The sequence below is a fragment of the Streptomyces sp. NPDC057445 genome (assembly GCF_042802855.1).
Taxonomy (GTDB): Bacteria; Actinomycetota; Actinomycetes; order Streptomycetales; family Streptomycetaceae; genus Streptomyces.
Genome location: NZ_JBHVDH010000008.1, coordinates 120,584 through 139,310, shown reverse-complemented (window position 1 = coordinate 139,310; position 18,727 = coordinate 120,584). Strand labels below are relative to the sequence as shown.

The 18,727-nt window shown below is 70.6% G+C and carries 18 protein-coding genes; 17 read left to right on the top strand and 1 reads right to left on the bottom strand.

Translation table 11 applies throughout. The annotated features are described in order from the left end of the window. Positions 1-15 precede the first annotated feature (15 nt). From ACFU5O_RS19420 to nusB, 7 genes are all read left to right on the top strand, one after another. On the top strand, positions 16-498 hold the full coding sequence (locus tag ACFU5O_RS19420) for a shikimate kinase (protein WP_384242260.1): 483 nt from the start codon (positions 16-18) through the stop codon (positions 496-498). Next, positions 495-1,589, top strand: coding sequence for a 3-dehydroquinate synthase (gene aroB, locus ACFU5O_RS19415; RefSeq protein ID WP_384241957.1), 1,095 nt, complete (start codon positions 495-497; stop codon positions 1,587-1,589). The genes ACFU5O_RS19420 and aroB overlap by 4 nt, the downstream gene beginning before the upstream one ends. Continuing rightward, a complete protein-coding gene (aroQ, locus tag ACFU5O_RS19410) occupies positions 1,586-2,026 on the top strand; it encodes a type II 3-dehydroquinate dehydratase (RefSeq protein ID WP_384241954.1) in 441 nt (146 codons plus the stop codon). The genes aroB and aroQ overlap by 4 nt, the downstream gene beginning before the upstream one ends. Before the next feature lie 133 nt (positions 2,027-2,159). Beyond that, entirely contained in the window at positions 2,160-2,972 is an 813-nt protein-coding gene (locus tag ACFU5O_RS19405; protein ID WP_384241952.1) for a Pro-rich N-terminal domain-containing protein, read from the top strand. 775 nt (positions 2,973-3,747) lie between these two features. Further along, complete coding sequence (locus tag ACFU5O_RS19400; RefSeq protein ID WP_384241951.1) at positions 3,748-4,863, top strand: M24 family metallopeptidase; 1,116 nt, start codon at positions 3,748-3,750, stop codon at positions 4,861-4,863. A gap of 70 nt (positions 4,864-4,933) precedes the next feature. Further along, a complete protein-coding gene (gene efp / locus ACFU5O_RS19395; protein WP_384241948.1) occupies positions 4,934-5,500 on the top strand; it encodes an elongation factor P in 567 nt (188 codons plus the stop codon). A 2-nt stretch (positions 5,501-5,502) separates the two neighbouring features. Then, on the top strand, positions 5,503-5,934 hold the full coding sequence (gene nusB / locus ACFU5O_RS19390; RefSeq protein WP_384241946.1) for a transcription antitermination factor NusB: 432 nt from the start codon (positions 5,503-5,505) through the stop codon (positions 5,932-5,934). A 174-nt stretch (positions 5,935-6,108) separates the two neighbouring features. On the opposite strand, the gene bldD is transcribed toward nusB, so the two are convergent. After that, positions 6,109-6,609, bottom strand: a complete 501-nt coding sequence (gene bldD, locus ACFU5O_RS19385) for a transcriptional regulator BldD (RefSeq protein WP_030607052.1) — start codon at positions 6,607-6,609, stop codon at positions 6,109-6,111. Between the two features lie 220 nt (positions 6,610-6,829). Between bldD and pyrR the strand changes: the two genes are divergently transcribed. From pyrR to gmk, 10 genes are all read left to right on the top strand, one after another. Continuing rightward, entirely contained in the window at positions 6,830-7,405 is a 576-nt protein-coding gene (gene pyrR / locus ACFU5O_RS19380) for a bifunctional pyr operon transcriptional regulator/uracil phosphoribosyltransferase PyrR (RefSeq protein ID WP_384241943.1), read from the top strand. Positions 7,406-7,495: 90 nt separating this feature from the next. Continuing rightward, positions 7,496-8,527 (top strand): aspartate carbamoyltransferase catalytic subunit, encoded by a 1,032-nt coding sequence (locus ACFU5O_RS19375; RefSeq protein WP_384241940.1) that lies wholly within the window; start codon positions 7,496-7,498, stop codon positions 8,525-8,527. 2 nt (positions 8,528-8,529) lie between these two features. Further along, positions 8,530-9,816 carry a dihydroorotase gene (locus ACFU5O_RS19370; protein WP_384241938.1) on the top strand — a complete coding sequence of 429 codons (1,287 nt, stop codon included), beginning with the start codon at positions 8,530-8,532 and terminating at the stop codon, positions 9,814-9,816. Then, positions 9,813-10,403: a hypothetical protein gene (locus ACFU5O_RS19365; RefSeq protein WP_384241936.1), complete on the top strand. Its 591-nt coding sequence runs from the start codon at positions 9,813-9,815 to the stop codon at positions 10,401-10,403. The genes ACFU5O_RS19370 and ACFU5O_RS19365 overlap by 4 nt, the downstream gene beginning before the upstream one ends. Continuing rightward, complete coding sequence (gene carA, locus ACFU5O_RS19360; protein ID WP_384241935.1) at positions 10,400-11,551, top strand: glutamine-hydrolyzing carbamoyl-phosphate synthase small subunit; 1,152 nt, start codon at positions 10,400-10,402, stop codon at positions 11,549-11,551. The genes ACFU5O_RS19365 and carA overlap by 4 nt, the downstream gene beginning before the upstream one ends. Next, positions 11,544-14,855, top strand: coding sequence for a carbamoyl-phosphate synthase large subunit (gene carB, locus ACFU5O_RS19355; RefSeq protein ID WP_384241932.1), 3,312 nt, complete (start codon positions 11,544-11,546; stop codon positions 14,853-14,855). Before carA ends, carB begins: the two co-directional genes overlap by 8 nt. Before the next feature lie 65 nt (positions 14,856-14,920). Further along, positions 14,921-16,033: a quinone-dependent dihydroorotate dehydrogenase gene (locus ACFU5O_RS19350; protein WP_384241930.1), complete on the top strand. Its 1,113-nt coding sequence runs from the start codon at positions 14,921-14,923 to the stop codon at positions 16,031-16,033. Further along, on the top strand, positions 16,030-16,872 hold the full coding sequence (pyrF, locus tag ACFU5O_RS19345; RefSeq protein WP_384241929.1) for an orotidine-5'-phosphate decarboxylase: 843 nt from the start codon (positions 16,030-16,032) through the stop codon (positions 16,870-16,872). The genes ACFU5O_RS19350 and pyrF overlap by 4 nt, the downstream gene beginning before the upstream one ends. Before the next feature lie 907 nt (positions 16,873-17,779). Beyond that, positions 17,780-18,103 (top strand): integration host factor, encoded by a 324-nt coding sequence (locus tag ACFU5O_RS19340; RefSeq protein ID WP_005319887.1) that lies wholly within the window; start codon positions 17,780-17,782, stop codon positions 18,101-18,103. A gap of 38 nt (positions 18,104-18,141) precedes the next feature. Continuing rightward, positions 18,142-18,705: a guanylate kinase gene (gmk, locus tag ACFU5O_RS19335; RefSeq protein ID WP_384241926.1), complete on the top strand. Its 564-nt coding sequence runs from the start codon at positions 18,142-18,144 to the stop codon at positions 18,703-18,705. The last annotated feature ends 22 nt before the right edge of the window (positions 18,706-18,727 follow it).

The following is an 18,727-nucleotide window of genomic DNA, read 5'->3' as shown; positions in this document are numbered from 1 at the left end:
GTTCTGATCGGGCCGATGGGCGTCGGCAAGTCCACGGTCGGCGCCCTGCTGGCCGAGCGCCTCAATACCGGGTACCGGGACAGTGACGCGGACATCGTCGCCGCCGAAGGCCGGGAGATCTCGGACATCTTCATCGAGGAGGGCGAGCCGCACTTCCGCGAGCTGGAGCGTGTCGCCGTACGTGACGCCGTCGCCGAGCACGCGGGCGTCCTCGCCCTCGGCGGCGGTGCGATCCTCGACGAGGGCACCCGGGGGCTGCTGGCCGGGCTGCCGGTCGTCTATCTCTCGATGGACGTCGAGGAGGCCGTACGGCGCGTCGGGCTGAACACCGCCCGTCCGCTGCTCGCCGTCAACCCGCGCCGCCAGTGGCGCGAGCTGATGGAGGCCCGCCGCCATCTGTACACAGAAGTCGCCCGTGTCGTCGTCGCGACCGACGGCCGAACCCCCGAAGAGGTCGCCCAGGCGGTCCTCGACGCACTCGAATTGAAGGACGCATGACGGACGAGGCAGTGACCCGGATCCAGGTCGGCGGCAGTCAGGGTTCCGACCCGTACGAGGTGCTCGTCGGCCGGCAACTGCTCGGCGAACTCCCCGGGCTGATCGGCCCCAGGGCCAAGCGTGTCGCCGTCATCCATCCCGAGGCGCTCGCCGAGACGGGCGACGCGCTCCGCCAGGACCTCGCCGACCAGGGCTACGAGGCCGTGGCCGTCCAGGTGCCCAACGCCGAGGAGGCCAAGACCGTCGAGGTCGCGGCGTACTGCTGGAAGGCGCTCGGACAGACCGGATTCACCCGCACCGACGTCATCGTCGGCGTGGGCGGCGGGGCCACGACCGACCTGGCCGGGTTCGTCGCCGCGAGCTGGCTGCGCGGGGTGCGCTGGATCGCCGTGCCGACCACGGTGCTCGCGATGGTCGACGCGGCCGTCGGCGGCAAGACCGGCATCAACACCGCAGAGGGCAAGAACCTCGTCGGGGCGTTCCATCCGCCGGCCGGAGTGCTGTGCGACCTCGGCGCGCTCGACTCGCTGCCCGTCCACGACTACGTGAGCGGCATGGCCGAGATCATCAAAGCCGGCTTCATCGCGGACCCGGCCATCCTCGACCTCGTCGAGGCGGACCCGGAGGGTGCGCGCACCCCGGCAGGCCCGCACACCGCAGAGCTGATCGAGCGCTCCATCCGGGTCAAGGCGGAGGTCGTCTCCAGCGACCTCAAGGAATCGGGCCTGCGCGAGATCCTCAACTACGGCCACACACTGGCGCATGCCATCGAGAAGAACGAGCGGTACAAGTGGCGTCACGGCGCCGCCGTCTCCGTCGGCATGGTCTTCGCCGCCGAACTCGGCCGGCTCGCCGGGCGGTTGGACGAGGCCACCGCAGAACGGCACCGCACGGTGCTGGAGTCCGTCGGGCTTCCGCTCACCTACCGTGGCGACCAGTGGCCCAAGTTGCTGGAGACCATGAAGGTCGACAAGAAGTCCCGCGGGGATCTGCTGCGCTTCATCGTGCTGGACGGTCTCGCCAAGCCGACCGTGCTGGAGGGCCCGGACCCGGCGATCCTGCTCGCCGCGTTCGGGGAGGTGTCGGCGTGAGCCGCCGCGTCCTCGTCCTCAACGGGCCGAACCTCGGGCGGCTCGGCTCCCGCGAGCCCGATGTGTACGGCGCCACGTCGTACGAGGGGCTGGTGGAGGCCTGCCGGACCCTCGGCAAGGAGCTCGGCTTCGACGTCGACGTACGCGAGACGAACGACGAGGGCGAGATGATCCGCTGGCTGCACGAGGCTGCGGACGGATCAATTCCGGTCGTTCTCAACCCCGGTGCGTTCACCCACTACTCGTACGGGATGCGCGACGCGGCAGCCCAGAGGACGGCTCCGCTGATCGAGGTCCACATCTCGAACCCGTACGCACGCGAGGAGTTCCGTCACACTTCGGTGGTCGCGGCCATCGCCTCCGGCACGGTCGCGGGTTTCGGGATCGGCTCGTACCGGCTGGCCCTGCGGGCGCTGGCCGACGAACTGGGCGGCTGAGCAGGGACGGCCGGGGCACTCGGGACCGGCCGCGGCCGTTCCCACAGTGCCGGGCGGGGAAGGTACCGTTCGGTGCGGGCCGGTCAACTGCCGCCCGACCAGCGTGAAGTCGTACGAGACGGAGTGGCACCGGATGCAGCACGCAGTGGGAGCTCCGCTGCCGCCCGACGGGCCCGGCCACGGGGCAGCGGCCGGGTGGGGGCATCAGGCCCCGCACCCCGGCCAGGCACTCCCGCCCCAGCGCCCGCCCGCCCCCGGCTGGACCGGCCCCGCTCCGCACCACGCCGGGGGACCACCGTCCCCCGACACCACGGGACATGTGCAGCTTCCCCCGGGTGGACCGGTTCCCGCGCCAGCCGCCGCCGCAGCCGCCGACAACGGCACCGGGCCCGCCACCCTCGCCGTGCTGCTCATCGGCCCGGCAGGCGCGGGGAAGACCACCGTGGCCCGCCACTGGGCCTCGCGCCGCCGAGTCCCCACGGCGCACATCAGCCTCGACGACGTCCGCGAATGGGTCTGCTCCGGATTCGCCGATCCCCAGTCCGGCTGGAACGACCAGTCAGAGGCGCAGTACCGGCTGGCACGCCGCACGTGTGGATTCGCCGCCCGGAACTTCCTGGCCAACGGCATCTCCTGCATCCTCGACGACGCAGTCTTCCCCGACCGTCCGGTCGTCGGCCTCGGTGGCTGGAAGCGGCATGTCGGCCCTGGGCTGCTCCCCGTGGTCCTTCTTCCCGGCCTCGAGGTCGTCCTCGAGCGCAACGCGGAGCGCAGCGGCAACCGCCGGCTCTCGGACGAGGAAGTCGCCAGTATCCACGGGCGGATGGCGGGCTGGTACGGCTCCGGTCTCCCGATCATCGACAACTCGACGTGCGACGTCGACACCACGGCCCGCATCCTCGACGACGTCCTGGCGCGGTCCATAGCGAGTCCTCCGGCCTGGTAGCCGGGGAGGACGGGCAGGCCGTTCCCTGGGCGGCGTCGGCCTGTGCCGGGGACGGGCGGGTCGATGTGGACCGATGTTGGATGCGATCTCGGGGCGGCGGTCGGTGCGCCCGTGTCCTATGTCCTGGCAGGCCCCCTGGCTGTGTTCCTGCCGCGTCGGCCTGTGCCGGGGGCACGACAGGGCACCGGGGTGGACGGGTCGGCCGGCCCGTCCACCCGTGCCCCTGCACAGGTGCCCGGTGCGAGCCGCCCCCGGAGACCGTCGGCGCCCCGGTGGCCCTCGAAGATGCGAGGTCGCTTGCCGGTCGCGTGACATTCCCGGGGCCTGCCACCGGCTCTTGTTCCCGGTGGGCCCGCACCCGGGGCGGGCGGTCGGCGGTCCTCCGCGCCAGACCCACAGCCACGCGTGCTCGGATGCACTCCCGACGGCGCGAGCCCGGGCTCGCGGCGGCGGCGACAGTGGCGATCGTGGCCAGGGCCGTCGTCGTTGGCCCTGCGCCTCGGCCCGTCGCTCAGCGCCGCACCCGGCGCGGCAAGTGGCCGCTGGTCGGGGGCGGCGCGCCCTCGTCGACCGCTCTCGCCGCCTCGTGGATCCGTGGATCCGCGACCGGGTGACCGAGACCTGCAGATCCCGGCGCGAAGAGGTCCCCGCCCGACGGGACGGGCGCCGCGCCGAGGCGTGCCGGTGCCCACCGCGACGGACGGACCCACACGGACGCACCCCACACGGACGCGCTCAACCGGCCGAATCGCCTCGCCGCTCTTAGGCTCGTGTCATGTCCGAGGTCTTCGCTGCCCGCCGAGGGCGGTTGCGGGACAGGTTCGCAGCTGCCGGGAGCGCCGCGGCGCTGGTGTCCCGCCCTGCCAATGTCCGCTATCTCGCCGGGGGCGCGCCTCTCGGTGCCGTGCTGCTCCTCGGTCCCGGCGGGCCCGAGGAGGACACTCTGGTCTGCCCGCGCGTCCCGACCGGTGACCCCGCGGAGGGCCGGCTCGACGAAGGGCTGCGGCAGACCGTGCTCAGCAGTCCCGGCGGCGACGCGGCGGTCGCCGCCGCCCGGGCCGCGGACACCGCCGGCGCCGACTCCCTGTCCGTCGAGGAGCACCACCTCACCGTCGCCCGCCACCGGGCCCTCGGTTCCGTGGCACCCCGTCTGCGCCTCTCCGACATCGGCGGCGCCGTCGAGCAGCAGCGCATGGTCAAGGACGAGGACGAGATCGCCTGCATCCGCATCGCCGCCGAGATCACCGACCAGGCCCTCGGGGAGCTCCTCGAATCCATCCTCGTCGGCCGCACCGAGCGCCATCTCGCCCTGGAACTGGAGCGGCGCCTCGTCGACCACGGCGCCGACGGCCCTGCCTTCCCCACCTCCGTGTCCACCGGCCCCAACGCCGGACTCGGCGGGCACCGCCCGTCCGACCGCCGTGTCGAGGAAGGCGATTTCCTCTCCGTCTGCCTCGGCGCCAACTACCGCGGCTACCGCTGCGAGATCGGCCGTACGTTCGTCATCGGTACCACCCCCGCGGACTGGCAGATCGAGCTGTACGACCTTGTCTTCGCCGCTCAGCGCGCCGGCCGCGAGGCCCTGGCCCCCGGTGCCGAGTACCGTGACGTCGACCGCGCGGCCCGCCAGGTCCTGAACTCCGCGGGCCACGGTGACGGCCTCACACCATGGACCGGCCACGGTGTCGGGCTCGAAATCGATGAAGACCCGCAGCTGGCACCTGCGGCCATGGGTAAACTGGACGCTTGTGTGCCGGTCACCGTCGAACCGGGAGTCCACCTCCCGGGACGGGGCGGGGTCCGGATCGATGACACGCTCGTCGTGCGCCAGGAGGCGGACGGCGGACCCGAGCTACTCACCATCACGACCAAGGAGCTGCTCGCGCTCTAGCGCGCGGCGGCGGGCGCACCTTCGCCTTCCTCGGTCGTCCACCAGCGTCAGTCCAGGAGATTCCGCAACCGTGGCCACCACGAACGACCTCAAGAACGGCATGGTGCTCAAGCTCGACAACGACCAGCTCTGGTCCGTCGTCGAGTTCCAGCACGTCAAGCCCGGCAAGGGCCCGGCCTTCGTGCGCACCAAGCTCAAGAACGTGCTGTCCGGCAAGATCGTCGACAAGACCTTCAACGCCGGCGTCAAGGTCGAGACGGCCACCGTCGACCGCCGCGACATGCAGTTCTCGTACATGGACGGCGACTACTTCGTCTTCATGGACATGCAGACCTACGACCAGCTGCACGTCTCGCGTCCGGCCGTCGGCGACGCCGCCAACTTCCTGATCGAGGGCTTCACCGCCACCGTCGCCACCCACGAGGGCGACGTGCTCTACGTCGAGCTCCCGGCCGCCGTCGAGCTGGTCATCCAGGAGACCGAGCCCGGCGTCCAGGGTGACCGCTCCACCGGTGGCACCAAGCCCGCCACCCTGGAGACCGGCTACACCATCCAGGTCCCGCTCTTCATCACCACCGGTGAGAAGATCAAGGTCGACACCCGTTCCGGCGACTACCTCGGCCGGGTGAACAGCTAACCGTGGCTGCCCGTAACAAGGCCCGCAAGCGCGCCTTCCAGATCCTCTTCGAGGCCGACCAGCGCGGAGCCACCGTGCAGAACGTCCTCGCCGACTGGATCCGGCACGCGCGGACCGACGACCGTCAGCCTCCGGTCAGCGAGTACACGATGGAGCTGGTCGAGGGGTACGCGGAACACGCGGCCCGGATCGACGAGCTGATCGCCACCTACGCGGTCGGCTGGACGCTCGACCGTATGCCCGTCGTCGACCGGAACATCCTGAGGATCGGTGCGTACGAGCTGGTGTGGGTGGACGAGACTCCGGACGCCGTGGTGATCGACGAGGCGGTGCAGCTCGCCAAGGAGTTCTCCACCGACGAATCCCCGTCCTTCGTGAACGGCCTCCTCGGCCGTTTCAAGGATCTGAAGCCGAGCCTGCGCCGGGACGCCTGAGCCCACACGACGACGGCCGAGCCACGAGGGCCCGCAGCGACGACGCTGCGGGCCTTCGGCGTGTCTGCGCCAGGGCCCTGAGCCGTCGGCGGCGCCGCGGTGGCCCGGAAAACACCAAGGGCCAGGAGGAGCGGTGCTCCCCCCGGCCCGGAGGCACGTTTCTGCTGGTGTCCGTCAGCTTTCTTCGTGTGCGACAGCCCTGCGCGCGTCGGCGTCCAGCACGCCCCAGCTGATCAGCTGTTCGGTGAGGACCGACGGGGACTGGTCGTAGATGACGGCGAGCGTGCGCAGGTCGTCCTGACGGATCGACAGCACCTTGCCGTTGTAGTCACCGCGCTGGCTCTGGATCGTCGCCGCGTAGCGCTGCAGCGGACCCGCCTTCTCCGCGGGGACATGGGCGAGACGCTCCAGGTCCAGGACGAGCTTCGGCGGCGGCTCGGCCGCGCCGCCGGGCGTGGTGCCCGGCAGAAGCTCCTGCACCGGGACCCCGTAGAAATCGGCCAGCTCGGCGAGTCGCTGCACCGTCACGGCACGGTCCCCGCGCTCGTAGGACCCGACGACGACGGCCTTCCAGCGGCCCTGGGACTTCTCCTCCACCCCGTGGAGCGAGAGCCCCTGCTGGGTACGGATGGCGCGGAGCTTGGCCCCGAGCTGTTTTGCGTATTCGCTGGACATATAGCTCCCCGGACACTGTATCGACGTGCGGCTCCGCCGCGCGGCTGGTCACTCACTGTGAGGTTACGCAGCGTTACTTGGCTGCGTCAAGCCGAATGGTCCGTACGACCCTCCCGAGGGGTGTGACCAGGGGCCGGGCTGGACCCTGGTACCGTGGACGCGCAATTTCCGACGTCCTTTAAGGTCCGTCCCGTGAGGCGGAGAAGGAGGTCCGTTTCGTATGGACACACACAACCCTGATGCCGCGCGCCCCGTCCTTGAGGGCCCCGACATCGCGCGGGTACTGACCCGCATCGCCCACGAGATCGTCGAACGCGCCAAGGGCGCCGAAGACGTGGTGCTCCTCGGCATCCCGACGCGCGGGATCCATCTTGCCCGCCGGCTCGCCGACAAGCTCGCCGAGATCACCGGCCGCACGATTCCGGTCGGCTCCCTCGACATCACCATGTACCGCGACGACCTGCGGCTCCGTCCCGCGCGCGCACTCGCACGCACGGACATCCCGGCCGACGGCATCGACGGCCGTCTGGTCGTTCTCGTCGACGACGTGCTCTTCTCCGGCCGCACCATCCGCGCCGCCCTCGACGCGCTGAACGACATCGGCCGCCCGCGCGCCGTCCAGCTCGCGGTCCTCGTCGACCGCGGCCACCGCGAACTGCCCATCCGCGCCGACTACGTCGGCAAGAACCTCCCGACGTCGCTGCGGGAGGCGGTCAAGGTCCAGCTCGCCGAGGAGGACGGTCGCGACACCGTGCTGCTCGGTGTACGCGAGACCGCCCCGGCCGGCGAGCAGTAGCAAACCCCGTACGGCCCCGGACAAGCCCTACGGGCCTGCAGCTGCGCGCCCGCATGCCCCGCAAACCGCCACACACCGGAGCACACCCAGATGAAGCGTCACCTCATCTCGGCCGCCGACCTCACCCGCGACGACGCCGTCCTGATCCTCGACACCGCCGAGGAGATGGCACGGGTCGCCGACCGGCCGATCAAGAAACTGCCCACCCTGCGCGGACGTACCGTGGTCAACCTCTTCTTCGAGGACTCGACCCGGACCCGGATCTCCTTCGAGGCCGCTGCCAAGCGCCTCTCCGCCGATGTCATCAACTTCTCCGCCAAGGGGTCGTCGGTCTCCAAGGGCGAGTCCCTGAAGGACACCGCGCTGACCCTGGAGGCGATGGGCGCCGACGCCGTCGTCATCCGCCACCACGCCTCCGGCGCCCCCTACCGGCTCGCGAACTCGGGCTGGATCGACGGCGCCGTCGTCAACGCCGGCGACGGCACCCATGAGCACCCCACCCAGGCCCTGCTGGACGCCTTCACCATGCGCCGCAGGCTCGTCGGCAGGGATGCCGGCCTGGGGCGTGACCTCGACGGCCGCCGGATCACCGTCGTCGGCGACATCCTGCACAGCCGCGTCGCCCGCTCCAACGTCCATCTGCTCACCACCCTCGGCGCCCATGTGACCCTCGTGGCTCCGCCGACCCTGGTGCCGGTCGGCGTCGAGACCTGGCCCTGCGACGTGTCGTACGACCTCGACGACGTGCTGCCGAAGTCCGACGCCGTGATGATGCTGCGCGTCCAGCGCGAGCGGATGAACGCCGCCTTCTTCCCGACCGAGCGCGAGTACTCGCGCCGCTACGGGCTCGACGGCGACCGGATGGCACGGATGCCCGGGCACGCGATCGTGATGCACCCCGGCCCGATGAACCGCGGCATGGAGATCACCGCCGAGGTCGCCGACTCGGACCGCTGCACCGCCGTCGAGCAGGTCGCGAACGGCGTCAGCATCCGCATGGCCGTCCTGTACCTGCTGCTCGGAGGCTCCGAGCCCGCCGTGACCACCGCCTCCCGCCCGTCGCCCACCACCACCCTTGACGGAAGCGCTTCGCGCACCTCTGATGCCGAGGAGACCAAGTAACCATGAGCAAGATCCTTATCCGTGGCGCGAAGGTGCTGGGCGGCGAGGCACAGGACGTCCTGATCGACGGCGGGACCATCGCGGAGGTCGGCGGGGACATCGAGGCCGGTGACGCCACCGTCGTCGACGCCGAGGGCAAGATCCTGCTGCCCGGCCTCGTCGATCTGCACACGCACCTGCGCGAGCCGGGCCGCGAGGACTCCGAGACGGTGCTGACCGGTACGCGCGCCGCCGCGAGCGGCGGCTACACGTCCGTGTTCGCCATGGCCAACACCTTCCCGGTCGCCGACACCGCGGGCGTCGTCGAGCAGGTCTGGCGGCTCGGCAGGGAGCACGGCTACTGCGACGTCCAGCCCATCGGCGCCGTCACCGTCGGCCTGGAGGGCAAGAAGCTCGCAGAGCTCGGCGCCATGCACGACTCCGCTGCAGGGGTCACCGTCTTCTCCGACGACGGCAAGTGCGTCGACGACGCAGTGATCATGCGCCGCGCCCTGGAGTACGTGAAGGCCTTCGGCGGTGTCGTCGCCCAGCACGCACAGGAGCCGCGCCTCACCGAGGGCGCCCAGATGAACGAGGGCGTGGTCTCGGCCGAGCTGGGCCTCGGCGGCTGGCCCGCCGTCGCCGAGGAGTCGATCATCGCCCGCGACGTGCTGCTGGCCGAGCACGTCGGCTCCCGCGTCCACATCTGCCACCTCTCGACCGCCGGCTCCGTCGAGATCGTCCGCTGGGCCAAGTCCCGCGGCATCGACGTCACCGCCGAGGTCACCCCGCACCACCTGCTCCTGACCGACGAACTGGTCCGGACGTACGACCCGGTCTACAAGGTCAACCCGCCGCTGCGCACCGAGCGCGACGTCATGGCGCTGCGCGAGGCGCTCGCCGACGGCACGATCGACATCGTCGCCACCGACCACGCCCCGCACCCCCACGAGGACAAGGACTGCGAGTGGGCCGCGGCCGCCATGGGCATGGTCGGCCTGGAGACCGCCCTGTCGGTGGTCCAGCGGACGATGGTCGAGACAGGGCTGCTGACCTGGGAGGGCGTCGCCGACCGGATGTCCTTCGCCCCCGCGCGGATCGGGCAGGCCGACGGCCACGGCCGTCCCGTCTCGGCTGGTGAGCCCGCCAACCTCACCCTGGTCGATCCGGCATACCGTGGAACCGTGGACCCCGCGGGCTTCGCCTCCCGCAGCCGCAACACCCCCTACGAGGGCCGCGAGCTGCCGGGACGCGTCACCCACACCTTCCTGCGGGGCCGGGCGACGCTCATGGACGGGACGCTGGCGTGACACCTGCACTGATCGATCTTGCTGCCGAAGCCGCCGGGAAGCAGTCGGCCGAGGTGACCGACTGGGCCGGCCGCCTCGGCTGGGTGGCCGGACTGCTGCTCTTCATCGCGCTCGTCTACTGGCTGATGCGCCAGGGCTGGAAGTGGCGGGGCGAGCTCCAGTCGGGTCTGCCCGAGCTGCCCGTCGCGCCGGAAGAGCAGGGCCCCCCGAAGCTGACACTGAGCGGCCGCTACCACGGCTCGACGACCGCCGGTCAGTGGCTCGACCGGATCGTCGCCCGCGGCCTCGGCAACCGCAGCCGCGTGGAGCTGACACTGACCGACGCCGGCATCGACGTCGTACGCCCCGCCGCCGCCGACTTCTTCATCCCGGCAGCGGCGCTGCGCGGGGCCCGCCTCGACAAGGGCATCGCCGGAAAGGTCCTCACCGAGGGCGGACTGCTGATCATCACCTGGGAGCACGGCGACCGGCAGATCGACTCCGGCTTCCGCTCCGACCACGCGGCCGGGCACGCCGCCTGGGTCGAGACCCTCAACGCAGTCAATTCGATGAACACCACGACCACGACGGAAGGCGCCGCACGATGACGACCTCCAATCCGGGGACCCCCGCCACGAAGGGGCTTCCCGCCGTACTCGTCCTGGAGGACGGCCGTACCTTCCGCGGCCGCGCCTACGGGGCCGTGGGGGTGACCTTCGGCGAGGCCGTGTTCTCCACCGGCATGACCGGCTACCAGGAGACGCTCACGGACCCGTCGTACCACCGTCAGGTCGTCGTCATGACCGCTCCGCACGTCGGCAACACCGGCGTCAACGACGAGGACCCGGAGTCCTCCCGCATCTGGGTCTCCGGATATGTCGTCCGCGACCCCGCACGCGTCCCCTCCAACTGGCGTGCCAAGCGCTCCCTGGACGAGGAGCTCGCCCACCAGGGTGTCGTCGGTATCAGCGGCATCGACACCCGCGCCCTGACCCGCCACCTCCGCGAGCGCGGCGCCATGCGCGTCGGCATCTTCTCCGGCAACGCACTGCCCGACGAGGGCACGATGCTCGCCGAGGTCCGCCAGTCGCCCGAGATGAAGGGCGCCGACCTCTCGGCGCAGGTCGCCACGAAGGAGGCCTACGTCGTCCCCGCGATCGGTGAGAAGCGGTTCACCGTCACCGCCGTCGACCTCGGCATCAAGGGCATGACTCCGCACCGCATGGCCGAGCGCGGCATCGAGGTGCACGTGCTCCCCGCCACCGCGACCGCCGACGACATCTTCGCCGTCAGCCCTGACGGTGTGTTCTTCTCCAACGGCCCGGGAGACCCGGCCACCGCCGACGGCCCCGTCGCGCTCATGCAGGCCGTCCTGGAGCGGGGGACCCCGCTGTTCGGCATCTGCTTCGGCAACCAGATCCTGGGCCGGGCGCTCGGTTTCGGCACGTACAAGCTCAAGTACGGCCACCGCGGCATCAACCAGCCGGTGCAGGACCGTACGACCGGCAAGGTCGAGGTGACCGCGCACAACCACGGCTTCGCCGTCGACGCCCCGCTCGACAAGGTCTCAGAGACCCCTTACGGCCGCGCCGAGGTCTCCCACGTCTGTCTCAACGACAACGTGGTGGAGGGCCTCCAGCTGCTCGACCGGCCGGCCTTCAGCGTCCAGTACCACCCCGAAGCGGCCGCGGGCCCGCACGACGCCGCGTACCTGTTCGACCGCTTCGTTTCCCTGATGGAGGGCCAGCGTGCCTAAGCGCACCGATATCCAGTCCGTCCTGGTCATCGGCTCCGGCCCGATCGTCATCGGCCAGGCCGCCGAGTTCGACTACTCCGGCACCCAGGCCTGCCGGGTCCTCAAGTCCGAGGGCCTGCGCGTCATCCTGGTCAACTCGAACCCCGCGACGATCATGACCGACCCGGAGATCGCCGACGCCACGTACGTCGAGCCGATCACCCCCGAGTTCGTCGAGAAGATCATCGCCAAGGAACGCCCCGACGCGCTCCTGCCGACCCTCGGCGGCCAGACCGCGCTCAACACCGCGATCTCCCTCCACGAGGCGGGGACGCTGGAGAAGTACGGCGTCGAGCTCATCGGCGCCAACGTCGAGGCCATCAACAAGGGCGAGGACCGCGAGCTCTTCAAGGCGGTCGTCGAGGCCGTCAACCGCAAGATCGGTCACGGCGAGTCCGCGCGCTCGGTCATCTGTCACTCCATGGACGACGTCCTCAACGGTGTCGAGACGCTCGGCGGCTACCCCGTCGTCGTCCGCCCCTCCTTCACCATGGGCGGCGCCGGCTCCGGCTTCGCCCACGACGAGGAGGAGCTGCGTCGCATCGCCGGCCAGGGCCTGACCCTGTCTCCCACCACCGAGGTGCTCCTTGAGGAGTCCATCCTCGGCTGGAAGGAGTACGAGCTGGAGCTGATGCGCGACAAGAACGACAACGTCGTGGTCGTCTGCTCCATCGAGAACTTCGACCCGATGGGCGTGCACACCGGTGACTCGATCACCGTGGCCCCCGCGATGACGCTGACCGACCGCGAGTACCAGATCCTTCGCGACATCGGCATCGCCGTCATCCGCGAGGTCGGCGTCGACACCGGCGGCTGCAACATCCAGTTCGCGGTCGACCCCGAGGACGGCCGGGTCATCGTCATCGAGATGAACCCGCGTGTCTCCCGCTCCTCCGCGCTCGCGTCGAAGGCGACCGGATTCCCGATCGCGAAGATCGCAGCCCGGCTTGCTGTCGGTTACACACTGGACGAGATCCCCAACGACATCACCGAGAAGACGCCGGCGTCCTTCGAGCCGACGCTCGACTATGTGGTCGTGAAGGCGCCCCGCTTCGCCTTCGAGAAGTTCCCTTCCGCCGACGCCACGCTCACCACCACCATGAAGTCGGTCGGTGAGGCGATGGCCATCGGCCGAAACTTCACCGAGGCGCTGCAGAAGGCACTGCGCTCCCTGGAGAAGAAGGGATCGCAGTTCGACTTCACGGCCCCCGTCGGCGACAAGGCCGAACTGCTCGAGCTCGCGGTCCGCCCGACCGACGGACGCATCAACACCGTCATGCAGGCCATCCGCGCCGGAGCGACCCAGGAAGAGGTCTTCGAGGCCACGAAGATCGACCCCTGGTTCGTGGACCAGCTCTTCCTCATCAAGGAGATCGCGGACGAGCTGGCCGCCGCCGACAAGCTCGACCCCGGGCTGCTCGCCGAGGCCAAGCGCCACGGCTTCTCCGACGCCCAGATCGCCGATGTCCGAGGCCTGCGCGAGGACGTCGTCCGTGAGGTGAGGCACGCACTCGGTGTCCGGCCCGTCTACAAGACGGTCGACACCTGCGCCGCAGAATTCGCCGCGAAGACGCCGTACTTCTACTCCTCCTACGACGAGGAGACCGAGGTCGCCCCGCGCGAGAAGCCCGCCGTGATCATCCTTGGCTCGGGCCCGAACCGCATCGGCCAGGGCATCGAGTTCGACTACTCCTGCGTCCACGCCTCCTTCGCGCTCAGCGACGCGGGCTACGAGACCGTGATGGTCAACTGCAACCCGGAGACCGTCTCCACCGACTACGACACCTCCGACCGGCTCTACTTCGAGCCGCTCACGCTCGAGGACGTGCTGGAGATCGTCCACGCCGAGTCGCTGGCCGGCCCGATCGCCGGTGTCGTCGTCCAGCTCGGCGGCCAGACGCCGCTCGGCCTGTCCCAGGCGCTCAAGGACAACGGCGTCCAGGTCGTGGGCACGCCGCCCGAGGCCATCCACGCCGCCGAGGACCGCGGCGCCTTCGGCCGCGTCCTCGCAGAGGCCGGACTGCCCGCCCCCAAGCACGGCACCGCGACCACCTTCGCCGAGGCCAAGGCCATCGCCGACGAGATCGGCTACCCCGTCCTCGTACGGCCGTCCTACGTACTGGGCGGCCGGGGCATGGAGATCGTGTACGACGAGACGCGCCTCGAGTCGTACATCGCCGAGTCGACCGAGATCGGCCCGGACCGCCCCGTCCTGGTCGACCGCTTCCTCGACGACGCGATCGAGATCGACGTCGACGCGCTCTACGACGGCACCGAGCTCTACCTCGGCGGCGTCATGGAGCACATCGAGGAGGCCGGTATCCACTCCGGCGACTCCGCCTGCGCCCTGCCCCCGATCACCCTCGGCGGCTTCGACATCAAGCGCCTGCGGGCCTCGACGGAGGCCATCGCCAAGGGCGTCGGCGTTCGCGGTCTGATCAACATCCAGTTCGCGATGGCCGGCGACATCCTGTACGTCCTGGAGGCCAACCCGCGCGCCTCCCGTACCGTCCCCTTCACCTCCAAGGCGACCGCGGTGCCGCTGGCGAAGGCCGCGGCCCGGATCTCGCTCGGCGCGACCATCGCCGAGCTGCGCGAAGAGGGCCTGCTGCCGAAGAGCGGCGACGGCGGCACGCTCCCCATGGACGCGCCGATCTCCGTCAAGGAGGCCGTCATGCCGTGGAGCCGCTTCCGCGACATCCACGGGCGCGGCGTCGACACCGTCCTCGGCCCGGAGATGCGCTCCACCGGCGAGGTCATGGGCATCGACTCGGTCTTCGGCACGGCGTACGCCAAGTCCCAGGCGGGCGCCTACGGTCCGCTGCCCACCAAGGGCCGGGCGTTCATCTCCGTCGCCAACCGCGACAAGCGCTCGATGATCTTCCCGGCGCGTGAACTGGTCGCGCACGGATTCGAACTGCTCGCCACGTCCGGCACGGCCGAGGTGCTCAAGCGCAACGGCATCAACGCCACCATCGTGCGCAAGCAGTCCGAGGGCGAGGGCCCCGACGGCGAGCGGACCATCGTCCAGCTCATCCACGACGGCCAGGTCGACCTCATCGTCAACACCCCGTACGGCACCGGCGGCCGACTCGACGGCTACGACATCCGCACGGCGGCGGTGGCCCGCTCCGTACCGTGCCTGACCACGGTTCAGGCGCTCGCCGCCGCCGTCCAGGGCATCGACGCACTCAACCACGGTGACGTGGGCGTCCGTTCGCTCCAGGAACACGCCGAACACCTGATCGCGGCCCGCGAGGACTAGCAGCCCAGGAGGGGGACACCGGATCCGGTGTCCCCCTCTTCATGAGGCATACGAGGACACACACGATGTACAAATTCTTCTTCAACCTGGTCTTCAAGCGGATGGATCCCGAAGCGGCCCACCACCTGGCCTTCCGCTGGATCCGTCTCGCGGCCCGGATCCCCGTGCTGCGTACGTTCGTCGCCGCCGCCCTGGCCCCCCGCCATGAGGAGCTGCGCACAGAGGCGCTCGGCCTGCGCATGCACGGCCCCTTCGGCCTCGCGGCCGGCTTCGACAAGAACGCCGTCGCCATCGACGGCATGAGCATGCTCGGCTTCGACCACGTGGAGATCGGAACGGTCACCGCACAGCCGCAGCCGGGCAACCCGAAGAAGCGGCTCTTCAGGCTCGTGCCGGACCGTGCGCTGATCAACCGCATGGGGTTCAACAACGAGGGCTCCGCGGCCGTCGCCGAGCGCCTGGCCGCGCGCAAGGCGGTCTTCAGGACCACCGTCGGCGTCAACATCGGCAAGACCAAGCTGGTCCCCGAGGCGGAGGCCGTCGCCGACTACGTCACCTCCACCGAGCGCCTGGCCGCCCACGCCGACTATCTCGTCGTCAACGTCAGCTCGCCCAACACCCCCGGGCTGCGCAACCTCCAGGCGACCGAGTCCCTGCGCCCGCTCCTCACCGCCGTGCGCGAGGCCGCCGACCGCAGCGTCCCCGGCCGCCGCGTCCCGCTCCTGGTCAAGATCGCCCCCGATCTGGCCGACGAGGACGTCGACGCCGTCGCCGACCTCGCCGTCGAGCTGGGCCTGGACGGCATCATCGCCACCAACACCACGATCGCCCGGGACGGCCTCGGCCTGGAATCCGATTCCAACCTGGTCCAGGAGACCGGCGGACTGTCCGGCGCCCCCGTCAAGGAGCGCTCGCTGGAGGTGCTGCGCCGCCTGTACGCCCGTGTCGGCGACCGCATCACGCTCGTCGGCGTCGGCGGCATCGAGAACGCCGAGGACGCCTGGCAGCGGATCCTGGCCGGTGCCACGCTCGTCCAGGGCTACAGCGCGTTCATCTACGAGGGCCCGTTCTACGCCCGCGCGATCCACAAGGGTCTGGCCGCGCGTCTCGCCGTCAGCCCGTACGCCACCCTCGCCGAGGCCGTCGGCGCCGAAACCCGAAAGGCAGCCACCGCATGAGCCCTCTGGAGCCCTTCGGCGCCCGTCTGCGCCACGCCATGGACACCCGCGGGCCGCTCTGCGTCGGCATCGATCCGCACGCCTCCCTGCTCACCGCATGGGGCCTGAACGACGACGTCACGGGCCTGGAGCGGTTCACACGCACGGTCGTCGAGGCGCTCGCCGACCGCGTCGCCGTCCTCAAGCCCCAGTCGGCGTTCTTCGAGCGCTTCGGCTCGCGCGGGATCGCCGTCCTGGAGAAGGCGGTCGAGGAGGCGAGGGCCGCCGGCGCCCTGGTGCTGATGGACGCCAAGCGCGGCGACATCGGCTCGACCATGGCCGCCTACGCCGAGACGTACCTGCGCAAGGACTCCCCGCTCTTCTCGGACGCGGTGACGGTCTCGCCGTACCTCGGCTTCGGCTCGCTGCGGCCCGCCCTGGACCTGGCCCGTGAGAGCGGGGCGGGGGTGTTCGTCCTGGCCCTGACCTCCAACCCCGAGGGCGCCGAGGTCCAGCGGGCGACCGCGGCCGGAGGGGTCTCCCTCGCCCAGCTCATGCTGAACCACATGGCCGACGAGAACGCCGGCGCGACGCCGCTGGGCTCGGTCGGCGCGGTGGTCGGAGCCACGCTCGGCGACGCGGGCGTCGACCTCGACATCAACGGACCGCTGCTCGCCCCCGGTATCGGTGCCCAGGGCGCCACGCCGGCGGACCTGCCGGGCGTCTTCGGCGCGGCCGCCGTGAATGTCGTCCCGAGCGTCAGCCGCGGTGTCCTGCGCCACGGCCCGGACGTCTCGGCACTGCGGGAGTCCGCGACCCGCTTCGCCGATGAGGTACGTGCCGCCGTCGCGGGCGCGTAGGCGTTGTCCGACCCAGGGTGTGTCCGCCGGGCCCGCGTGGCTCGGCGGACTGCTCCAGCGGCTCGCCCGGGTACCGCCGGGCACGCACAGGTGCGCCCGCAGCTGACCTCCGGCGGCCGGGCGGGGCCCCCGGGCGTAGCCGGGGGAGTGCTTCCACGCTGAGTCGTCGGCTCCTCGCCGTGCGTCCGGTACGGGGGCGAACCTCCCCGGCCTCCTGCCGGGCGGTGCCCCCGCTGCCTTACGACCCGCACTCGTGGACCGCCGGGCGGGTGGGGCCCGGTCGAAGCCGGGGGCGTACTCCCACGCTGCGCTGCCTGGGTCGTCGGAGAGCGTGCGGTACGGCGGCGAACCACCCGGGCCTCCGGCCCGGACGGCCCCCCACCGTCTTGCGACCCGCACCCGTGACCCTTCGGGCACGGGTGTGGTCCCCGGGCGTAGCCGGGGGGTGCTGCTCCGACAGTGCCTTGTCGGGCTCGTCCATGCAGGCTCGGTACGGGCGTCCTCAGCCGTCCTTCGGCCGGGAAGGCCCACCATCCGGGTACGGCTGCGGGTCCCCCGTCGAGGGCCGGGGCGTGTTCCCAGAACCGCCGCCGAAAAGCCCCGACCTTCGGGCGGGTGACGCTGCTTGCGGACGCGCCCTCGGGCCGATCGGCCCCCTCTCAGGGACGCGACCTGCGGTTCTCATGGGCGATTTCTTGACAGAAACCCGGTCGGTATGTCTGGAATATCCTGGTCGGCCGATGCTGACCAGGACTTTTCCGCTGTTCTCGCTGACTGGAGCGGTCTCGGCCGCTAGTCTCCGTCGAGAGCCAACGAGCAGTGCGTTGCTCGTTGCTCGCCTGGTGTGGGGCCATTAGGTTCCTCACCGGTCCGTATCCGACAGTTCGACATCCGAGGTGACGTAGGCGTGGCTCTTCCGCCCCTTACCCCTGAACAGCGCGCAGCCGCGCTCGAAAAGGCCGCCGCGGCTCGCCGGGAGCGGGCCGAGGTCAAGAATCGACTCAAGCACTCCGGCGCCTCCCTCCACGAGGTCATCAAGCAGGGCCAGGAGAACGACGTCATCGGCAAGATGAAGGTCTCCGCCCTGCTCGAGTCCCTCCCCGGCGTGGGCAAGGTCCGCGCCAAGCAGATCATGGAGCGGCTCGGCATCTCCGAGAGCCGTCGTGTGCGGGGTCTCGGCTCCAACCAGATCGCCTCTCTCGAGCGCGAGTTCGGCGGCGGCGCCGCCTGACGTTCCCGGGCACTCCCGAGAACCTGGATAATCGCTGCATGGCAGCAGAGGTACGTCCGCGGCTGACCGTGCTCTCCGGCCCCTCCGGGGTGGGCAAGAGCACGGTCGTCGCCCATATGCGCAAGGTCCACCCCGAGGTCTGGCTCTCGGTGTCGGCCACCACCAGAAAGCCGCGCCCCGGCGAGCGTGACGGTGTCCAGTATTTCTTCGTCACCGACGATGAATTCGACAAGCTGGTCGCCAACGGTGAGCTCCTGGAATGGGCAGAATTCGCGGGCAACCGCTACGGCACCCCGCGTGCCGCGGTGCTGGAGCGCCTCGAGGCCGGCGAGCCGGTGCTGCTGGAGATCGATCTCCAGGGTGCCCGGCAGGTCAAGGAGTCGTTGCCGGACTCCCAGCTGGTCTTCCTGGCCCCGCCCAGCTGGGACGAGCTGGTCCGCCGGCTCACCGGCCGCGGGACCGAGGCCCCCGACGTCATCGAGCGCCGCCTCGAAGCCGCGAAGATCGAACTCGCCGCGGAGGCGGAGTTCGACACCACCCTGGTCAACACCTCCGTCGAGGACGTGGCGCGTGAGCTGCTAGCCTTGATGGCAGTTGAGTGATCTTTTGTTTGATTTCCCAGAA

Excerpts from the sequence above, each read along its gene's own strand:
- ACFU5O_RS19420 (WP_384242260.1), top strand. The coding sequence starts at position 16 with ATGGGCGTCGGCAAGTCCACGGTCGGCGCCCTGCTGGCCGAGCGCCTC.
- aroB (WP_384241957.1), top strand. The coding sequence starts at position 495 with ATGACGGACGAGGCAGTGACCCGGATCCAGGTCGGCGGCAGTCAGGGT.
- ACFU5O_RS19405 (WP_384241952.1), top strand. The coding sequence starts at position 2,160 with ATGCAGCACGCAGTGGGAGCTCCGCTGCCGCCCGACGGGCCCGGCCAC.
- ACFU5O_RS19400 (WP_384241951.1), top strand. The coding sequence starts at position 3,748 with ATGTCCGAGGTCTTCGCTGCCCGCCGAGGGCGGTTGCGGGACAGGTTC.
- bldD (WP_030607052.1), bottom strand. The coding sequence starts at position 6,609 with ATGTCCAGCGAATACGCAAAACAGCTCGGGGCCAAGCTCCGCGCCATC.
- pyrR (WP_384241943.1), top strand. The coding sequence starts at position 6,830 with ATGGACACACACAACCCTGATGCCGCGCGCCCCGTCCTTGAGGGCCCC.
- ACFU5O_RS19375 (WP_384241940.1), top strand. The coding sequence starts at position 7,496 with ATGAAGCGTCACCTCATCTCGGCCGCCGACCTCACCCGCGACGACGCC.
- ACFU5O_RS19370 (WP_384241938.1), top strand. The coding sequence starts at position 8,530 with ATGAGCAAGATCCTTATCCGTGGCGCGAAGGTGCTGGGCGGCGAGGCA.
- carA (WP_384241935.1), top strand. The coding sequence starts at position 10,400 with ATGACGACCTCCAATCCGGGGACCCCCGCCACGAAGGGGCTTCCCGCC.
- ACFU5O_RS19350 (WP_384241930.1), top strand. The coding sequence starts at position 14,921 with ATGTACAAATTCTTCTTCAACCTGGTCTTCAAGCGGATGGATCCCGAA.
- pyrF (WP_384241929.1), top strand. The coding sequence starts at position 16,030 with ATGAGCCCTCTGGAGCCCTTCGGCGCCCGTCTGCGCCACGCCATGGAC.
- gmk (WP_384241926.1), top strand. The coding sequence starts at position 18,142 with ATGGCAGCAGAGGTACGTCCGCGGCTGACCGTGCTCTCCGGCCCCTCC.